This is a genomic window from Streptomyces sp. NPDC059477, from assembly GCF_042749375.1.
GTDB lineage: Bacteria > Actinomycetota > Actinomycetes > Streptomycetales > Streptomycetaceae > Streptomyces.
This window is the reverse complement of the sequence record NZ_JBHYUG010000024.1, coordinates 29,393-46,822: the sequence shown is the minus strand read 5'-3', so window position 1 is coordinate 46,822 and position 17,430 is coordinate 29,393. Positions and strand designations below refer to the sequence as shown.

Here is a 17,430-nt window from a genome sequence, read left to right as displayed (position 1 = left end):
GATCAGCTCTTCACGAGCAGCCCGCGGCTGCGCAGCACCCGCCGCTCCAGCGGACTGAAGATCAGCAGGTCGATGGCGATACCGACGGTCAGGATCAGCAGGATCGCGAGGAACACCATGGACATGGAGCTGGTGTTGCGCCCGTTCTCCAGCAACTGGCCGAGCCCGACGCCGAGATCCGGCGAGGACGCGATGATCTCGGCGGCCATCAGCGACCGCCAGGAGAACGCCCAGCCCTGCTTCAGACCGCCCAGATAGCCCGGCAGCGCGGCCGGCATCACGATGTGCCAGGTGCCCTTCAGCCCCGTCGCGCCCATCGTGCGGCCCGCCCGCAGGAACAGCGGCGGCACCTGGTTCACGCCCGAGACCAGCCCGTTCGCGATGGACGGCACCGCGCCGAGCAGGATCACCGCGTACATCATCTGGTTGTTCAGGCCCAGCCAGATCACGGCCGGCGGCACCCACGCCACCGACGGCAGCGACTGGAGCCCGGACAGGATCGGGCCGATGGCGGCGCGCACGAACCGCACCCGCGCCACCAGCAGCCCCAGCGGGGTGCCGATCGACAGCGCGAGCAGGAAGCCGAGCAGACCGCGCGAGACACTCGTCCAGATGTAGCCGATGAGATCGCCCTTGAGCCAGGCGCTCTCGACCTCGCTCCACACATCCCCGGGCGAGGGCAGCTTGCTCGGGTCGTCGACCACGCCGAACGAGATCAGCGCCTGCCACACCGCCACCACCAGCACGATGGCGGTGACCGGCGGCAGGACCTTCTGCACCAGGGTGGTGCGCCAGGGCGTACGGCCGGTCTGGACCGTGTCCAGGGCGTCGAGCCCCGCCTCGACACCGGCCTGATCGTGGCGGTCCCGGCCGTCTCTGCCGTCCTTGGCGACGGTCGTGTCAGTGCTGGCCATGACGGCGGATCTCCCCACGCAGTTCTTCGGTGATCTCCCGGGACAGCTCCGCGACGTCCGCGTCCTCGATGCGGCGCGGCTGCGGAATGTCCACGGTCCATTCGCGGGCGATCCGGCCCGGCCGCGACGACAGCAGCACCACCCGCTGGGCGAGCCGCACCGCCTCGCGCACGTTGTGCGTCACGAACAGCACCGAGACGCCCGTCTCGCTCCAGATCCGGGTCAGCTCGTCGTGCAGCACGTCCCGGGTGATCGCGTCGAGCGCCGCGAACGGCTCGTCCATCAGCAGCAGCCTGCTGTCCTGCGCCAGCGACCGGGCCAGCGCGACCCGCTGGCGCATCCCGCCGGACAGCTCGTGCACCCGCTTGCCGTACGCCCCCTGGAGCCGGACCAGCGCCAGCAGTTCCTCGGCGCGCTCGCGCCGCACCGGCTTGGCCACCCCGCCGAGCTTCAGGGCCAGCTCGATGTTCTTGCCCGCGGTCAGCCACGGGAACAGCGCGTGCTCCTGGAACATCAGCGCCGGCCGGCCGTCGGTGGTGATGGCGCCGGCGCTGGGCCGGTCGAGGCCCGCCACCAGGTTCAGCAGGGTGGACTTGCCGCAGCCCGAGGCTCCCAGGAGGGTGACGAACTCACCCGGAGCGACATCGAGAGTGATGTCGTCCAGGACGAGCTGCTGCCCGGCGGGGCCTGCGAAGGACTTCGAGACATGTTCGATACGGGCGGCGTGCTCCGCCGACGTGCCGGCGCCGGCGGCCTTGGTGAGGGTCGTCGTAACCATGGTCGTCACCTCCTGGGATGTCATCGGGGCTTACGAAGTGACGCCGAGCCCGGCGTCTTCCACGGTGGCCTCGCCCTCGGCGGCGAGCACCTTGTTCAGCAGCGTGAGGTCGTAGATCCCGGTCAGGTCGGGCGCCTCCAGCAGACCGGCCTGGACCGCGTGCTCCGCCTGGGTGTTCAAGGTGGCGGCCAGCGGGTCATTGGTGATCTGGATGGACTCCCACGCCGGGTCGATCACGTCGGCGGGCAGCGGCTTGCCGGTGTCGGCCTCCAGCTGCGCGTTCGCGGACGCCTTCGCCTCGCCCGGGTTGTCGTTGATCCACTTGTTGGTCTTCACCGCGGCCGTCAGCACGGCCTCCACGGCCGCCGGGTGCTCGCTGAGGAACTTCTGCGACACGATGATGTTCGTGATCACGAACTTCTCGTCCGGCCACAGCGTGGCCTCGTCCAGCAGCACCTTCGCGCCCTCGGCGACCAGCTTCGAGGCGGTCGGCTCCGGCACCCAGGCGCCGTCGATGGAACCGGACTTGTAGGCGTCGGGGGCCACGCTGTTCTCGGTGCGGACCACCGAGACATCGCCCTTGCCGGACTCCGCGTCGACCTCCCAGCCCTGTTCCTTGATCCAGTTGAGGAACGCGATGTCCTGGGTGTTGCCGAGCTGCGGGGTGGCGATCTTCTTGCCCTTGATGTCTTCCAGGGTCTTGATCTTGTCCGGGTTGACCACCAGCTTCACGCCGCCGGACGCCGAACCGCTGATGATCCGCAGGTTCTTGCCGTCGGACTGGGTGTAGCCGTTGATGGCGGGGGAGGGGCCGATCCAGCCGATGTCGATCGAGCCGGAGTTCAGGGCCTCGATCTCCGAGGGGCCCGCGTTGAAGGTGGAGTACTCGGGCTTGGTGGCGCCCAGTTCGTCCTGGAAGATGCCCTGTTCGCGGCCGACCAGCGCGGTCGCGTGGGTCAGATTCCCGAAGTACCCGATCCGGACCGAGTCCAGACCGTCGATCTTCTCCGCCCCGGCCGCGACCTCGGTGGTGTCATTGTCCGTGGACTCGGAGCCATAGCCGCAGGCGGCGAGGGTGAGCAGCGGGAGCGCGGCTATCGCCGCGAGCGAGCGGCGGAGGGCGTTTCTGGCAGGCACGGGAGGTGTTCCTCTCGGTGGCCCGGCGGTCACGGCCTTTTCAGGGTGTGGCCGGGAGGTCGGCTGGTTTTCGCCGCGCGCGGGGCGCGTGGCGCAGTGCGGTGGTCATCGGACAGGGCATCGCGGAGGTCGCACGGTTCACGCACATCGCGCCACCCCGCCCTGTCCGCTGCCGAGGGTGCCGCTGCCGACGCGACCGCCCTCTTTCGCGAACGTGGAGAAGAAATCGGTCGACGTCATGTCAGCCGCCCCCACCCATCTCGATCCGGCCTCTTTCGGTCCCACTCATGTCAGAAGTCCCATCCGTCGTCGTCGGCGGCGTCCCGTACCGGCTCGGGCGCGGCGAACGACTCGCCGACCATGCCCGCGGTGAGGGTGGTGCCGTCCGCCGGGTCGATCAGGATGAAGGAGCCGGTGCGCCGCGAGTCCGCGTAGGAGTCGGCGGGCAGTGGCTCGGCGGTACGGATCTTGACCCGGCCGATGTCGTTGGCGACGAGCTGCCCCGGGTGCGGGTGCAGCGACAGATCGTCCAGCGTCAGCCGGGACGGGATGTCCCGCACGATCGCCTTGACCGTGCGGGTGCCGTGCTTGAGCAGCACCCGGTGCCCGACCGTCAGCGGCTGGTCGGCGACATGGCAGACGGTCGCCTCCACGTCCTGGGTGGTGGCCGGCGCGTCCGCCGCGGGCACGATCAGATCGCCGCGCGAGATGTCGATGTCGTCGGCGAGCAGCAGCGTCACCGACTGCGGGGTCCAGGCCGCGTCGACCGGCCTGCCCAGCAGATCGATGCCGCTGACCGTGGTGCTCCGCCCGGATGGCAGCACGGTCACCTCGTCGCCGACCCGGAAGGTGCCCGCCGCGATCTGTCCGGCGTACCCCCGGTAGTCGGGGTGCTCGGCGCTCTGCGGCCGGATCACGTACTGCACGGGCAGCCGCGCGTGGCAGTGCGCCAGATCATGGCTGACCGGCACGGTCTCCAGATGCTCCAGGACGGTCGGGCCGCCGTACCAGTCCATGTGCGCGGACGGCTCCACCACGTTGTCCCCGTCCAGCGCCGAGATCGGGATCGCGGTGACCTCGGGGACGCCCAGTTCGGTGGCGTACGCCGTGAACTCCTCGGCTATCGCCGCGAACACCTTCTCGTCCCAGCGGACCAGGTCCATCTTGTTCACCGCGAGCACGGCGTGCGGGACGCGCAGGAGGGCGGCGATGGCGGCGTGGCGGCGGGTCTGTTCGACGACGCCGTTGCGGGCGTCGACGAGGATGACGGTGAGTTCGGCGGTGGAGGCGCCGGTGACCATGTTGCGGGTGTACTGCACGTGGCCGGGGGTGTCGGCGAGGATGAAGCGGCGTCGGGTGGTGGCGAAGTAGCGGTACGCCACGTCGATGGTGATGCCCTGTTCGCGCTCGGCGCGCAGCCCGTCGGTGAGCAGCGCGAGGTCCGGGCCGTCCTGGCCCCGGCTCGCGGAGACCCGCTGCACCGCCTCCAACTGGTCGGACAGGACCGACTTGGAGTCGTGCAGCAGCCGCCCGACCAGGGTGGACTTGCCGTCGTCGACGGAACCGGCGGTGGCGAACCGCAGCAGCGTGGTGGCCGAGAGTTCCTCGGTCGTCGTGGTGCTCATGGCTAGAAGTACCCCTCGCGCTTGCGGTCTTCCATCGCGGCCTCGGAGAGCTTGTCGTCGGCGCGGGTGGCGCCGCGCTCGGTGAGCCGGGAGGCGGCGATCTCGGCGATCACGGCGTCCAGCGTGGTCGCGTCGGAGTCGACCGCGCCCGTGCAGGACATGTCACCGACCGTGCGGTAGCGGATCAGCCGCTTCTCGACGCTCTCGCCGTCCCTGGGCCCGCCCCACTCCCCGGCCGTCAGCCACATCCCGCCGCGCAGGAACACATCCCGCTCGTGCGCGAAGTAGATGTCCGGCAGCTCGATGCCCTCACGGGCGATGTACTGCCACACATCCAGCTCGGTCCAGTTGGAGAGGGGGAACACTCGGACGTGTTCGCCGGGGGCGTGCCGTCCGTTGTAGAGGTTCCACAGTTCGGGGCGCTGGCGGCGCGGGTCCCACTGGGAGAACTCATCGCGCAGCGAGAACACCCGCTCCTTCGCCCGCGCCTTCTCCTCGTCGCGCCGCCCGCCGCCGAACACCGCGTCGAACTTCTCGTCCTGGATCTTCTCGGTCAGCGGCACCGTCTGGAGCGGGTTGCGGGTGCCGTCCGGACGCTCCCGCAGCACTCCCCGGTCGATGTAGTCCTGCACGGAGGCGACATGGAGCCGCAGTCCGTGCCGTTCGACCGCGCGGTCCCGGTAGGCGAGGACCTCGGGGAAGTTGTGCCCGGTGTCCACGTGCAGCAGCGAGAAGGGCACCGGCGCGGGCATGAACGCCTTCAGCGCCAGATGCAGCATGACGATGGAGTCCTTGCCGCCGGAGAACAGAATCACCGGCCGCTCGAACTCACCCGCCACCTCACGGAAGATATGGACCGCCTCGGACTCCAGCGCGTCCAGATGCGAGAGGGCGTACGGACTTCCGGTCTCCGTCACCGTGGCCACGGCCGTCATGCCAGTCCCCTTTCGCTCAGCAGGGCGTACACCGAAGCGGCGGACTCCCGCACACTCTGGTGCTGCGACTCGATCCGCAGATCCGGCGCCTCGGGCTCCTCGTACGGGTCGTCCACGCCGGTCAGCCCGGTCAGCTCACCGGCGGCCTGCTGGGCGTACAGCCCCTTCACGTCCCGCTCGCTGCACACCTCCACCGGGGTCGCCACATGCACCTCGATGTACGCCGCTCCGCCCTCCTGGTGGCGTTTGCGCACCGCCTCCCGGCTGTCGGCGTAGGGCGCGATCACCGGGACCAGGGCCAGTACCCCGTTACGGGCGAGCAGTTCGGCGAGGAAGCCGATGCGCTGCACATTGGTGTGCCGGTCCTCGCGGGAGAAGCCGAGGCCCGCGGAGATGAACTCGCGGATCTCGTCGCCGTCGAGCACCTCGACCCGGTGGCCCTCGGTGCGCAGCCGGCCGGCCAGTTCATGGGCGATGGTGGTCTTGCCGGCGCTCGGCAGACCCGTGAGCCAGACGGTGGCTCCGGTCGTCACGTGGATCTCCTGGTTCGTCGGATGCGGCGAGGGCGTCGTCCGTGGCGCCGGGGGCGTCAGGGGGGTCGGATGCGTCGAAGGCGCTGTCATGGTCAGCCGTGCAGCCCGCACTCGGTCTTGCCGCGACCCGCCCAGCGGCCGGCCCGCGCGTCCTCGCCCTCCAGCACCCGGCGGGTGCAGGGGGCGCAGCCGACGGAGGTGTAACCGTCCATCAGCAGCGGGTTGGTCAGCACGCCGTGCTCGGCGACGTAGGCGTCCACGTCGTCCTGGGTCCAGCGGGCGATGGGGGAGATCTTCACCTTCCGGCGCTTGTCGTCCCAGCCGACCACCGGCGTGTTCGCGCGGGTCGGGGACTCGTCGCGGCGCAGGCCCGTCGCCCACGCCTGATAGTCCTTCAGCCCCTCTTCCAGAGGCTGCACCTTGCGCAGCTTGCAGCACAGGTCGGGATCGCGGTCGTGCAGCTTCGGGCCGTGCTCGGCGTCCTGCTCGGCGACGGTTTGCCGCGGGGTGAGGGTGATGACCCGGACGTCCATCACCGCCTCCACGGCGTCGCGGGTGCCGATGGTCTCCTCGAAGTGGTAGCCGGTGTCGAGGAAGACGACGTCGACGCCGGGCCGGGCGCGGGAGGCGAGGTGGGCGACCACCGCGTCCTCCATCGAGGAGGTCACACAGAAACGCTCGCCGAAGGTGTCCGCCGCCCAGCGCAGGATCTCCAGCGCGGGGGCGTCCTCCAGGTCGCGGCCCGCCCGTTCGGCGAGCGCCTTGAGGTCGTCGGTTGTCGGGGCCTGCGTCAGCGCGGTCATATCCCGTCCCCTCCCGTGGTGTCGTGCCGAAGTCCCCGGGACAGCAGTCCGAGGAACTTCAACTGGAATGCGCGACTGCACGCCGCGCATTCCCAGGCCCCGTGGCCCGCTTCGCTGGGCCGCAGGTCCTCGTCGCCGCAGTAGGGGCAGTAGAAGGGTGCCGCGCGCTCGCTCATGACAGGGACTCCTCGCCGGCGCGGGTGACCCAGGCGGCGAACCGCTCGCCGTCCTCGCGCTGTTCCTGGAACCGGGTGAGGACCCGCTCGACATAGTCGGGCAGTTCGTCGGCGGTGACCTTCAGACCGCGCACCTTGCGGCCGAAACCGGCCTCCAGGCCGAGCGCGCCGCCCAGGTGCACCTGGTAGCCCTCGACCTGCTCGCCATGGGCGTCCAGGACCAGCTGGCCCTTGAGACCGATGTCCGCGACCTGGATACGGGCGCAGGCGTTGGGGCAGCCGTTGATGTTGATGGTGATCGGTTCCTCGAACCGCGGCATCCGGCGCTCCAGTTCGTCGATCAGCGAGGCGCCGCGCGCCTTGGTCTCGACGATGGCGAGCTTGCAGAACTCGATGCCGGTGCAGGCCATGGTGCCGCGCCGGAACGGGGACGGCGTGACCGTGAGGTCCAGCGCCTCCAGGCCCGCCACCAGGGAGTCGACCTGCTCCTGGGTGACATCGAGGACGATCATCTTCTGCTCGGCGGTGGTCCGGACCCGGCCCGAGCCATGGGCCTCCGCCAGCTCGGCGATCTTGGTGAGGGTGGCGCCGTCCACCCGGCCGACACGCGGCGCGAAACCGACGTAGAACAGGCCGTCCCGCTGCCGGTGCACGCCGACGTGGTCGCGCCAGCGGGCCACCGGCTGGGCGGGCGGCGGGCCGTCGAGCAGGGGGCGCCCCAGGTACTCGTCCTGGAGCACCTGGCGGAACTTCTCCGGGCCCCAGTCGGCGACCAGGAACTTCAGCCGGGCGCGGGTGCGCAGCCGCCGGTAGCCGTAGTCGCGGAAGATGGAGATGACGCCCTCGTAGACATCGGGCACCTCGGCCAGCGGGACCCAGGCGCCCAGCCGGACGCCGATCTTGGGGTTGGTGGACAGCCCGCCGCCGACCCACAGGTCGAAACCGGGGCCGTGCTCGGGGTGGTCGACGCCGACGAACGCGATGTCGTTGATCTCGTGCGCCACGTCCAGCAGCGGGGAGCCGGAGATCGCGGACTTGAACTTGCGGGGCAGGTTGGAGAAGTCCTTGTTGCCCACGATCCGGCGCTGGATCTCGTCCACGGCCCAGGTGCCGTCGATGATCTCGTCCTCGGCGATGCCCGCGACCGGCGAGCCGAGGATCACCCGGGGGGTGTCGCCGCACGCCTCGGTGGTGGACAGGCCGACGGCCTCCAGCCGGTTCCAGATCTCGGGGACGTCCTCGATACGGATCCAGTGGTACTGCACGTTCTGCCGGTCGGTGAGGTCCGCGGTGCCGCGCGCGAACTCCTGCGAGATCTCGCCGATCACCCGCAGCTGCGCGGTGGTCAGCCGGCCGCCGTCGATGCGCACCCGCAGCATGAAGTACTCGTCGTCCAGCTCCTCCGGCTCCAGGATCGCGGTCTTGCCGCCGTCGATCCCGGGCTTGCGCTGGGTGTACAGACCCCACCAGCGCATCCGGCCGCGCAGATCGTTGGGGTCGATGGAGTCGAAACCGCGCTTGGAATAGATCGTCTCAATGCGTGTCCGCACATTGAGACCGTCGTCGTCCTTCTTGAACTGCTCGTTGCCGTTCAGCGGGGTGTGATGTCCGACGGCCCACTGGCCCTCGCCGCGGTGACGGCTCACCTTGCGGCGGGGCGCGGAGGCGGTGGGCTTCTCAGGGGTGGCGGCCATGGTGAAGACGTCCTTCGGAACAGGCGGAAAGCAGCTCTGACCTGCGCATACGAGCGCATGGCGGCATGCTTGCGCGGCATTGCGCAAAGGGGGAGGGTGCTGCGGTGGCTACGGCGGCGCTGGTGCGGTCAGCCGGCCGGACAGATGGCGCTGGACATACGGCCGAGGTCGACGTGCCGTCGGCTCACCAAGGCGATTCCAGTTCCAGACATGACGGAAGCGTGGCAGGCGTTCTGGACACAGTCCAGCATTATCCATGATGCGGACACCCTTGTCTCGAAGGGTGAGACAAGGGTGTGATCGGTCACATGGCCCGCCGCGGGGCTTGTCGGCGCAGGTCAGGCAGGGTAGGCGCCCGGCCAGGGACCCGGAGTCCGCACCTCCGCCTCCTCCTCGACCTTGGTGTCGAACAGCGCGAACCCCCGGCGCAGATAGTTGTCCATCGCATGTGGGCCATCCTTGCTACAGGTGTGCAGCCATACCCGCTTGGTCACCGCGAGCCCCGGCCAGCGCTCGGCGAGATCCCACGCGCGGGCGGCGCCGTACGCCAGCAGATGACCGCCGATCCGCCGGCCCCGGAAGGCCGGGATCAGCCCGAAGTACTCGATCTCCACCACGCCGTCGTCGCCGGGTGCCAGTTCCACGTACCCGGCGGGCGTGCCGCGCTCGTAGGCCACCCAGGTCTCCACGCCCGGCCGCTCCAGTTGGCCCCGCCACTGCTCGTACGTCCAGCTCAGCCGGTCGGTCCAGCGGATGTCCTGGCCGACCGAGGCGTACAGGAAGCGGCTGAACTCCGGCGAGGGCACCTCGGCGCGGACGATCCGGACATCGCCCTCGGGGGCGGCGGAGGGCAGCAGATCGGACCGGTCCGTCTGCTCCAGGGACCAGGTGGTCACGGCGATGTTGCTCATGCCGGCCAGGGAATCATCCGAGGGCCGGATCTGTCGATCGGCCTGTGCGGGCGGGATGCGGGCGGGATGCGGGTGGGGCGGTCAGCCCAGGGAGTCGTCCACCGAGGCCAGCGGCAGGGCGAAGAGCGCGTGGTCCGACTGGGACCACAGTTCGCCCGTCTGCGCCCAGTACGACAGGGGCGCGGCCGAGCCACTCCAGCAGTTGCGGAACTCCTCCGCCCCGCACTCGGCGGCCTTCGCCCCGTCGGTGTTCTGCCGCCACAGGGTGCCGCGGTCCGTGTCGGGGTCCGCGGGCCGGCTCAGATACCAGCCGGACCGGTGCGCCAGCACCCCGCGCACCCCGGTGGCCTCCGTGCGATACGCCTCCTCGGGCGCGGCCAGGCCGCCGGCGCCGGTTTCCAGCGGACCCGACAGGGCGTCCTCGGTCAGCGGATAGCGCCACAGCCTGCTGCCCCCCTCCGCGTCGGCCGGCACCCACTCGCTCGCCACCAGGGTGTCGGGCGCGGTGCTGCGGTCCAGGGAGAGGGCGTCCGGGTGGACCTCGCCGCGATAGGCGGCCACCGCGGGCAGCACGAACCGCTGTCCGGCCGCCGACCAGCCGTCGGCCACCTTGCCCACGGCCGGTTCGCTGACCGTGGTGCGGTGGATGCGGTCCAGGTCGAAGACGTACAGCGCGTCGGCGTCCGGGTCGGCGGCGGTGACGACGAGCTTGTCGCCGTACCAGACCATTCCGCTCAGCCGGGAGTCCAGGCCCTGGTAGTCGCGGCCGTCGTCGTCCGGGACGACCAGCAGGGCGAAGGAGTAGTCGGGGCGGGCGCTGTCGTCGGCGTCGACGAAGGCGACCCGGGCGAGATCGTCCCCGGTGCGGGCGCTCTCGGCGGACCAGCCGGAGAGGATCACCTTGTGCTGTCCCCAGCGGCCGTCGTCGTCGGCGTCGCCGGACGTGGTGACCGCGCCCGCCGTCCAGCCCCGGGTGTCGGCCGGGTCCCAGCAGTAGGCGCGGGTGGCCGCCGGGGTGACGGGCAGCGCGGCCCGGTCGGCGGAAGGACAGTGCTCCGCGTCGCGCAGGGCGCCCTCGGGCTCGTCCAGGACGGTGCTCACCCCGACCGGGTCGCCCAGGGAGGCGCTGAGCCGGTTCAGGGAATCGCCGGGCACCGGGTCCTCGGCGAGGTTCAGCGGGGCCGTGGCGGCGAGGGAGGTGAGCGGCTCCAGGGGGCCCGGGTCGCCGGTGCCGGTGGCCTGGGAGACGCTGATCATGGTGGCGGTGGCGGTGAGCGCCAGTGCCGCTCCGGCCAGGGTGGCCCGCAGCGCCCTGCCCCGCCTGCGTCGACGGTGTCTGCCGCGTTGCTTCATGGATCCTCCCGAGGCCGGGCCAACTGCGCCTGATGATCCGTACGTTGACTGAGGCGCAGGTGGGGTGGCCCGGAAAGGATGCTACGTCAGGTACCCGGGTTCGCGGACGAAGACGCAGCAAAAAGCCGTGCGCCGATCACCGCGGGGGCCGTGGAGCAGGGCAGCAGATCGTGTGGGTCGGCGGGGAGCAGCACCTCGACGTCCGCCTGTTCGCAGAAACGATACGGCCGATGTTCCAGCAGGCTGCCGAGGTAGCGCCGCACCCGGGACAGCTCCGCGCGGACGGTCACCGTGCGGCCCGGATCGCCGAACATGTCCTCGGCCAGATCCGCCGCGCTGCGGCCGGCCCGATGGGTCGCCAGCAGATAGAGCAGTTCGGCGTGGCGCGGGCTCAGTTCCCTGCTCCAGGTGCCCGCGCCGCCGGAGACCTCGACGCAGGGGCGGCGCGCGTGGGTGAGGTCCAGCACGATCCGTGAGCCGCCCTCGTCCAGCGGCTCCTCGGCGATCCGCAGCAGCCAGCCGTCGCCCAGCGGCTCCACGACGCACACCCCGAGCCCCGGCACGGTCCGCCGCCCCGGGGCGCACGTCCTGGGCAGCGCGACCCGGCTGAGATAGGGCGTCCCGGTGACCGCCGCCGTCCAGCCGTCCCGGTCCACCGCCAGGGCCCGGCCGCCGAGCCTGGCCAGCACCGGCGCGGCCACCGCGCGCAGCCGGTCGAGTTCGCCGCAGTGGCGTTCGCGCAGCCGGGCCTCGGCCAGCTTGGCCACCGAGTCGACCCATGCCAGGGTCGCCGGATGCATGGTCTCCAGCGGTCCGCTGATGTCGACCACGCCGATCAGCCGGCCGTCGCGCGGATCGGTGATCGGCGCCCCCGCGCAGGTCCACTCGGCGCAGGTCGCGACGAAATGCTCGGAGGCGAAGACCTGCACCGGCCGCCGGACCACCACGGGCGTGCCGACGCCGTTGGTGCCGACCACGTCCTCGCGCCAGTCGGCGCCCAGTTCGAAACCCAGCCCGTCCGCCATCCGCAGCACCGGGGAACTGCCCTCCCGCCACAGCACCCGGCCCTCCTCGTCGGCCACCACCATGATGTGCCGGGCGGTGTCCGCGACGGACAGCAGGCCCTGGCGCAGCACCGGCAGCACATGCCGCAGCGGCGAGGTCTCCCGGCGCCGGAGCACCTCGTCGGTGTCCAGCAGCCCGGGGCGGAAATGCTGGTCCGGATCGACGCCGCCGCGCAGCATCCGTCCCCAGGACTGCTCGATGACCGGCCGGGGCGCGATCCGGGCGCGCTGTCCGGCCAGCCGCGCGGCACGCACCTCGCGCAGTATCCGAGCCGCGCGCGCCGCGTCCACGGCGGCGAGTTGCGTCATGTGCGTCGGCGCCTTCGCCACTGGTGTCCTCCCGCAGAGCCCTGTACCGCCACCGGATGTCAAGCGCCGTCAACGACGCTTTCCGGCCGCGTTCTCCTGTTCGTTGCCTCGTGCCTGTCCGTTCATAGTGCCTGGCCATGGGTAACGGACGGACACAGTCCGGGTACACACGCGCTCAGAGTTGCAACCCTCTGCAACCCTGGTGAACGACCCTGCGGTGGCTGAAACTTGAACCACGTCGCCCCTGCGGGCGTCCGTGGGCCCGTTGCCGGGCCGGCGTCGCGGGGGTGGTGCCGTGTCGGCGCAGCACCACCCTCGCCACTGTGCGCCCCGCCGGGCGGCATCGGGCAGCCGCCCGGGCCAAGGCCGTACGGGGCCGGACGCCCGGTCGGATCAGCCGACCGGCATCGCCCGTTCCACCAGCTCCCCGAGCGGCAGCGTGTGGGGCAGTGTGCCGAACGCCGCACCCCCGTCACCGCCCAGCCGCGACGCACAGAACGCGTCAGCCACCGCCGGCGGCGCGTATCGCACCAGAAGCGCCCCTTGCAGCACCAGGGCGAGCCGTTCGGCCAGCCGCCGGGCCCGCGCCTCGACGCCCTCCAGATCGGCCAGTTCGGTCAGCAGGTCCCGGATCGCCCGGTCCAGCCGGTGATCGGCGCCCCGCGCCGCCCCGACCTCCCGCAAATAGGCGTCCAGCGCGTCCGGTTCCCGCCGCAGCGCCCGCAGCACGTCCAGCGCCTGGACGTTCCCGGCCCCGTCCCACAGCGAGTTCAGCGGTGACTCGCGCACCAGCCGGGGCAGCCCCGACTCCTCCACATAGCCGTTGCCGCCCAGGCACTCGGCCGCCTCCACCACCATCGGCGTGCACCGCTTGGTCACCCAGTACTTGGCGGCCGGCACCGCGATCCGCAGCAGCGCCCGCTCCTGCTCGCCCCCGTCGTCGTAGGCCGCCGCCAGCCGCATGGTCAGCGTGGTCGCCGCCTCCGACTCCAGCGCCAGATCGGCCAGCACATTGCGCATCAGCGGCAGATCCAGCAGCGGCCCGCCGAACGCCCCCCGGTGCGCGCAGTGGTGGACCGCCTGCGCGACCGCCTGCCGCATCTGGCCCGCCGAGCCGAGCGCGCAGTCCAGCCGGGTCGCGGTGACCATCCGCATCATGGTCGCCACCCCGCGCCCCTCCTCGCCGACCCGGCGGGCCCAGGTCCCGGCGAACTCGACCTCGGCGGAGGCATTCGAACGGTTGCCCAGTTTGTCCTTGAGCCGCTGAAGTAGAAAGACGTTCCTGCTGGCGTCCTCCAGCACCCTCGGCACCAGGAAACAGGTCAGCCCGCCCGGCGCCTGCGCCAGCACCAGGAAGCCGTCCGACATCGGCGCCGAGCAGAACCACTTGTGCCCGGTCAGGTGATACGTCCCGGCCTCCGCCAGGGGGCGCGCGATGGTGGTGTTGGTCCGTACGTCGCTGCCGCCCTGCTTCTCCGTCAGGCACATCCCGAACAGCGCCCCGGCCTTCTCCCGGGCCGGGCGCAGCCCCCGGTCGTAGATCTCCGAGGTCAGCCGCGGCTCCCACTCCGCGGCCAGCGCGGGATCGGCCCGCAGCGCGGCCACCGCCGCGTGCGTCATCGACAGCGGGCAGGTGCTGCCCGCGTCGACCTGCGTCCACACCAGGAACGCCGCCGCCCGCCGCACCTGCCCGCCGGGTCGCGTCCAGGCCGACGTCAGGCCCGACCCGACGCCCTTGCCGAGCAGCCGGTGCCACGCCGGATGGAACTCCACCTCGTCGATCCGATGGCCGTACCGGTCATGGGTGCGCAGGCGCGGCGGATACTCGTTCGCCTGTACCCCCCACTCCTGCACCTGGGCGGATCCGGCGCTCCTGCCGAGGGTCGACAACTCGCCGCGGGCCTCCTCCAGCGGTTGCGGGGCGAGATGGCGTTCGACGGCCGCCACCAGCGCGCGGTCGGCCGCGTAGACGTCGTATCCGAGGAGCGGTGGTGGCTGGTTGGTGACGGTGTGCGTGCTGCGTGCCATGATCCTTAAACCTACCGTCAGGTAGCGAACCGATCGGCTCGCGGACACGCGTTCCCCTCCCGGCCCCCCACCTGGGTGAGTGATGCCTGGCCAGGCCGATACCTTTGGCTCGTGCAGCCAGCAAGTGACCTCCCCGAGACGCCGCCCTCCGGCCGTCTGCATCGCGCGCGTGCCCTCTACCGGAACGTCTCCAAGCGCCGGACCGCCTGGCTGCTGGTCAAGGACACCGTCAATTCCTGTATCGAGTACCGCATCCTGGGCCTGGCCGCCGAGGCGGCGTTCTTCACCCTGCTGTCGGTACCGCCGCTGCTGCTCAGCATGATCGGGCTGCTCGGCTACGTCGACGACTGGACCGGCACCGACACCATCTCCAGCCTGGAGACCAATCTCCTGGAGGCGTCCCGCACGGTCCTGTCCGACAAGGGCGTCACCGAGATCGCCAAGCCGATCCTGGACGATGTGATGCGCGGCGGGCGGCCCGACGTGATCTCCATAGGTTTTCTGTTCGCCCTGTGGTCGGGCTCGCGCGCGGTCAACGTCTTCATCGACACGATCACCGTGATGTACGGCCTCGACGGGGTGCGCGGCATCGTCAAGACCCGGCTGGTGTCGTTCCTGCTGTTCCTCGCCGCCCTGGTGGTCGGCTCCATCGCCCTGCCGCTGATGGTGGCCGGGCCGGACGCGGTGCTGCGGATCCTGCCCTGGTCCACGACGCTCGTCCAAGTGCTGTACTGGCCAGTCGTCATCGTCCTGTCGGTCGCCTTCCTGACCACGCTGTACCACGTCTCCGTGCCGGTCCGCTCCCCGTGGATCGAGGACGTCCCCGGCGCCCTGGTCGCCCTCGGCATGTGGGTGCTCGGCAGCTTCCTGCTGCGCATCTACCTCGCGAACACCGTCGAGGGCGCCACGATCTACGGCTCCCTCGCCGCCGCCGTCGCCGTCCTGCTGTGGATCGGCGTGTCCGCCTTCGCCGTCCTGGTCGGCGCGGCCATGAACGCCGCCATCGACCGCGTCTGGCCCGCCGCCGCGACCGCCGCCGCCCGCGCCGCCAACGAACGGCTGCGCGAGGCGCAGGTCGAGGAGTACGTCGCCCGCGCCAAGGCCGCCCGCGAGGCCCACCCCGAGGACCCCGACGACCCGGACATGCCGTCGGAGTTCCCCGAACGCTGGTCCCGCTTCCTCCCCCCGGAGGACGTCACCTCCCGCCTGCGCGCCACCCACGGCAAGGCGCCGGGCAAGCACGGCGAGAACGACCACCGCGGCAACCGGGAGGGATGACCCCGGCCCGGCGGGCGCCTCACCCCTGCCACACCCCCGCCGCGGCCGACTCCCGGACAAAGCCGGAAAAGGTACGGGGAGCGCGGCCCAGCACCTCCTGGATCCCCTCGGAGAGATGGGCGTTGCGGCCGTCGAGGAGGCCCTCGAAGACCTCAAGCAGGAAGGCGACCTCCTCCGGCGGCAGACCGAAACCGGCCAGCGCCTCGCCGTACACCGGCATCGGCGGCGAGCGGAAAGCGAGGTCGCGGCCGGTGACCGCGGCGATCTCCGCGACCGCCTCGCCCCAGGTCAGCAACTGTCCCCCGGACACGTCGAGCGACTTGCGGACATAGGTGTCACCGGACGTCAGCGCCGTCACGACCACGTCCGCCACATCCTGGAGATCCACGAACGGCTCACGCACCCCGCCCGCCGGGAACACCAGCTCCCCGCCCCGCAACTGGTCCGCCAGCAGCCCTTCGCTGAAGTTCTGCATGAACCAGGCGGCCCGTACGACCGTCCAGTCCGCGCCCGACTCGCGCAGCGCCTCCTCGGTGGGCCGCGCCTGCTCCTCCCCGCGCCCCGACAGCAGCACCAGCCGCCGCACGCCCAGCGACACCGCCTCGTGGGCGAGCAGCCCGACCGCGAGGGTCGCCTCCGGGGCACCCACGTCGGCGGGGTGCACCAGAAACGCCGCGTCCGCGCCGCGCAGCGTGTCCGCCCAGGTCGTCCGGTCGTTCCAGTCGAAGCCCCCCGCCCGCGACGCGGCCCGTACGGTCAGGCCCGCGCCGCTCGCCGCCGCCGCCACCCGGCGCCCGGTACGGCCCGAGGCCCCGGTGACGACCAGGGTCATGTCCTTGATGTCTTTGATGTCCTTCGTGTGGTGTGCCATGTCTCCCAGTCAACGCCCGCGCGCCGGGACCGCCCATCGCCGAGCCGCTCACCGCCATAAGCGTCCGTCTACGCTGGCCCCCATGGACGCACTCGCCGGCCTGCTGGACGGCCCCCGCGCGCGGGGTGCCCACATGATCCGGGCCTGTTTCGACCCGCCGTGGGCCGTACGCGTGGAGGACCACGCGCCGCTCACGGTGATGGTCATGGTGCGCGGCACGGCCTGGGTGCTGTCGGACACCGGGGAGCGGCTGCTGCTGCGCACCGGCGACGTGGCCATCGCGCGCGGGCCCGCCGCCTACACCTGCGGCGACGACCCCGGCACCGCCCCGCAGGCGCTGATCCTGCCCGGCGGCGAGTGCAGCTATCCCGACGGCCGCCCCCTCAACGGGTCCATGGACCTCGGCGTACGCACCTGGGGCGATCATCCCGACGGGGAGACCGTCCTGCTGATCGGCACCTATCTCTGGCAGGGCGAGATCAGCGCCCGGCTGCTGGACGCCCTGCCCCCGCTGCTCTCCCTCGCCCCCGACGTGTGGGACTGCCCGCTCGCCCCGCTGGTCATGGACGAGATCGTGCGCGACGAGCCCGGCCAGGAGGTGGTCCTGGACCGGATGCTCGACCTGCTGGTCATCGCCATCCTGCGGGCCTGGTTCTCCCGCCCCGACGCAGCCGCCCCCGCCTGGTACCGCGCCCTCGCCGACCCGGTCGTCGGCCGGGTCCTGCGCCTTCTCCAGGACGACCCCGCGCACCCCTGGACGGTCGCCACCCTCGCCGCCAAGGCCGGTGTCTCCCGCGCCGCGCTGGCCCGCCGCTTCACGGCCCTGGTCGGCGAGCCCGTGATGACCCACCTCACCGGCTGGCGCCTGGCCCTGGCCGCCGACCGGCTGCGCGACAGCGACGACACCCTGGAGTCCATCGCCCGCCGGGTCGGCTACGGCAGCGCCTTCGCCCTGTCCAGCGCCTTCAAACGGGTGTACGGCGTCAGCCCCCAGGAGCACCGCTCCCGCCCGGCGTAGCCT

17 protein-coding genes are annotated in these 17,430 nt (G+C 71.5%); 2 read left to right on the top strand and 15 right to left on the bottom strand.

Features of this window, described 5'->3' with window-relative positions; genetic code table 11:
* Positions 1-2 precede the first annotated feature (2 nt).
* The 14 genes from ACFXAZ_RS15240 to ACFXAZ_RS15175 all read right to left on the bottom strand — a co-directional run bounded on the left by ACFXAZ_RS15240 (position 3) and on the right by ACFXAZ_RS15175 (position 14,260).
* Positions 3-914, bottom strand: a complete 912-nt coding sequence (locus tag ACFXAZ_RS15240) for an ABC transporter permease (protein WP_384590024.1) — start codon at positions 912-914, stop codon at positions 3-5.
* The gene (locus tag ACFXAZ_RS15235) at positions 901-1,716 is read right to left on the bottom strand and encodes an ABC transporter ATP-binding protein (RefSeq protein ID WP_384590021.1); all 816 of its coding nucleotides are present in this window, start codon (positions 1,714-1,716) and stop codon (positions 901-903) included. Before ACFXAZ_RS15235 ends, ACFXAZ_RS15240 begins: the two co-directional genes overlap by 14 nt.
* Before the next feature lie 6 nt (positions 1,717-1,722).
* A complete protein-coding gene (locus tag ACFXAZ_RS15230) occupies positions 1,723-2,829 on the bottom strand; it encodes an aliphatic sulfonate ABC transporter substrate-binding protein (protein ID WP_384590018.1) in 1,107 nt (368 codons plus the stop codon).
* Positions 2,830-3,119: 290 nt separating this feature from the next.
* A complete protein-coding gene (locus ACFXAZ_RS15225; protein WP_384590016.1) occupies positions 3,120-4,454 on the bottom strand; it encodes a sulfate adenylyltransferase subunit 1 in 1,335 nt (444 codons plus the stop codon).
* Positions 4,455-4,456: 2 nt separating this feature from the next.
* Positions 4,457-5,389 carry a sulfate adenylyltransferase subunit CysD gene (cysD, locus tag ACFXAZ_RS15220; RefSeq protein WP_384590013.1) on the bottom strand — a complete coding sequence of 311 codons (933 nt, stop codon included), beginning with the start codon at positions 5,387-5,389 and terminating at the stop codon, positions 4,457-4,459.
* Positions 5,386-5,922, bottom strand: coding sequence for an adenylyl-sulfate kinase (gene cysC / locus ACFXAZ_RS15215; protein WP_384590010.1), 537 nt, complete (start codon positions 5,920-5,922; stop codon positions 5,386-5,388). The genes cysD and cysC overlap by 4 nt, the downstream gene beginning before the upstream one ends.
* A gap of 92 nt (positions 5,923-6,014) precedes the next feature.
* Positions 6,015-6,725, bottom strand: coding sequence for a phosphoadenylyl-sulfate reductase (locus tag ACFXAZ_RS15210; protein ID WP_384590007.1), 711 nt, complete (start codon positions 6,723-6,725; stop codon positions 6,015-6,017).
* Positions 6,722-6,901, bottom strand: a complete 180-nt coding sequence (locus ACFXAZ_RS15205; RefSeq protein WP_384590004.1) for a hypothetical protein — start codon at positions 6,899-6,901, stop codon at positions 6,722-6,724. The genes ACFXAZ_RS15210 and ACFXAZ_RS15205 overlap by 4 nt, the downstream gene beginning before the upstream one ends.
* Positions 6,898-8,595: a nitrite/sulfite reductase gene (locus ACFXAZ_RS15200; protein WP_384590001.1), complete on the bottom strand. Its 1,698-nt coding sequence runs from the start codon at positions 8,593-8,595 to the stop codon at positions 6,898-6,900. Before ACFXAZ_RS15200 ends, ACFXAZ_RS15205 begins: the two co-directional genes overlap by 4 nt.
* A gap of 128 nt (positions 8,596-8,723) precedes the next feature.
* Positions 8,724-8,807: a putative leader peptide gene (locus ACFXAZ_RS15195; protein ID WP_309500612.1), complete on the bottom strand. Its 84-nt coding sequence runs from the start codon at positions 8,805-8,807 to the stop codon at positions 8,724-8,726.
* Between the two features lie 126 nt (positions 8,808-8,933).
* Positions 8,934-9,506: a GNAT family N-acetyltransferase gene (locus tag ACFXAZ_RS15190; protein WP_384589998.1), complete on the bottom strand. Its 573-nt coding sequence runs from the start codon at positions 9,504-9,506 to the stop codon at positions 8,934-8,936.
* Positions 9,507-9,587: 81 nt separating this feature from the next.
* Positions 9,588-10,859 carry a hypothetical protein gene (locus ACFXAZ_RS15185; RefSeq protein WP_384589995.1) on the bottom strand — a complete coding sequence of 424 codons (1,272 nt, stop codon included), beginning with the start codon at positions 10,857-10,859 and terminating at the stop codon, positions 9,588-9,590.
* An 86-nt stretch (positions 10,860-10,945) separates the two neighbouring features.
* Positions 10,946-12,232, bottom strand: coding sequence for a GAF domain-containing protein (locus ACFXAZ_RS15180; RefSeq protein ID WP_384589992.1), 1,287 nt, complete (start codon positions 12,230-12,232; stop codon positions 10,946-10,948).
* Between the two features lie 393 nt (positions 12,233-12,625).
* Positions 12,626-14,260: an acyl-CoA dehydrogenase family protein gene (locus ACFXAZ_RS15175; protein WP_384589989.1), complete on the bottom strand. Its 1,635-nt coding sequence runs from the start codon at positions 14,258-14,260 to the stop codon at positions 12,626-12,628.
* Between the two features lie 111 nt (positions 14,261-14,371).
* Between ACFXAZ_RS15175 and ACFXAZ_RS15170 the strand changes: the two genes are divergently transcribed.
* The gene (locus ACFXAZ_RS15170; protein WP_384589986.1) at positions 14,372-15,538 is read left to right on the top strand and encodes a YihY/virulence factor BrkB family protein; all 1,167 of its coding nucleotides are present in this window, start codon (positions 14,372-14,374) and stop codon (positions 15,536-15,538) included.
* A gap of 19 nt (positions 15,539-15,557) precedes the next feature.
* On the opposite strand, the gene ACFXAZ_RS15165 is transcribed toward ACFXAZ_RS15170, so the two are convergent.
* A complete protein-coding gene (locus ACFXAZ_RS15165) occupies positions 15,558-16,409 on the bottom strand; it encodes an NmrA family transcriptional regulator (RefSeq protein ID WP_384589983.1) in 852 nt (283 codons plus the stop codon).
* 82 nt (positions 16,410-16,491) lie between these two features.
* Here ACFXAZ_RS15165 and ACFXAZ_RS15160 point away from each other — a divergent pair, with 82 nt between their 5' ends.
* The gene (locus tag ACFXAZ_RS15160) at positions 16,492-17,427 is read left to right on the top strand and encodes an AraC family transcriptional regulator (protein ID WP_384589980.1); all 936 of its coding nucleotides are present in this window, start codon (positions 16,492-16,494) and stop codon (positions 17,425-17,427) included.
* Positions 17,428-17,430 lie beyond the last annotated feature (3 nt).

Bases quoted from the DNA above. Each gene is read 5' to 3' on its own strand.
- ACFXAZ_RS15240 (WP_384590024.1), bottom strand. From the start codon at position 914: ATGGCCAGCACTGACACGACCGTCGCCAAGGACGGCAGAGACGGCCGG.
- ACFXAZ_RS15235 (WP_384590021.1), bottom strand. From the start codon at position 1,716: ATGACATCCCAGGAGGTGACGACCATGGTTACGACGACCCTCACCAAG.
- ACFXAZ_RS15225 (WP_384590016.1), bottom strand. From the start codon at position 4,454: ATGAGCACCACGACGACCGAGGAACTCTCGGCCACCACGCTGCTGCGG.
- cysD (WP_384590013.1), bottom strand. From the start codon at position 5,389: ATGACGGCCGTGGCCACGGTGACGGAGACCGGAAGTCCGTACGCCCTC.
- ACFXAZ_RS15210 (WP_384590007.1), bottom strand. From the start codon at position 6,725: ATGACCGCGCTGACGCAGGCCCCGACAACCGACGACCTCAAGGCGCTC.
- ACFXAZ_RS15205 (WP_384590004.1), bottom strand. From the start codon at position 6,901: ATGAGCGAGCGCGCGGCACCCTTCTACTGCCCCTACTGCGGCGACGAG.
- ACFXAZ_RS15200 (WP_384590001.1), bottom strand. From the start codon at position 8,595: ATGGCCGCCACCCCTGAGAAGCCCACCGCCTCCGCGCCCCGCCGCAAG.
- ACFXAZ_RS15195 (WP_309500612.1), bottom strand. From the start codon at position 8,807: ATGTCTGGAACTGGAATCGCCTTGGTGAGCCGACGGCACGTCGACCTC.
- ACFXAZ_RS15190 (WP_384589998.1), bottom strand. From the start codon at position 9,506: ATGAGCAACATCGCCGTGACCACCTGGTCCCTGGAGCAGACGGACCGG.
- ACFXAZ_RS15185 (WP_384589995.1), bottom strand. From the start codon at position 10,859: ATGAAGCAACGCGGCAGACACCGTCGACGCAGGCGGGGCAGGGCGCTG.
- ACFXAZ_RS15180 (WP_384589992.1), bottom strand. From the start codon at position 12,232: ATGACGCAACTCGCCGCCGTGGACGCGGCGCGCGCGGCTCGGATACTG.
- ACFXAZ_RS15175 (WP_384589989.1), bottom strand. From the start codon at position 14,260: ATGGCACGCAGCACGCACACCGTCACCAACCAGCCACCACCGCTCCTC.
- ACFXAZ_RS15165 (WP_384589983.1), bottom strand. From the start codon at position 16,409: ATGGCACACCACACGAAGGACATCAAAGACATCAAGGACATGACCCTG.
- ACFXAZ_RS15160 (WP_384589980.1), top strand. From the start codon at position 16,492: ATGGACGCACTCGCCGGCCTGCTGGACGGCCCCCGCGCGCGGGGTGCC.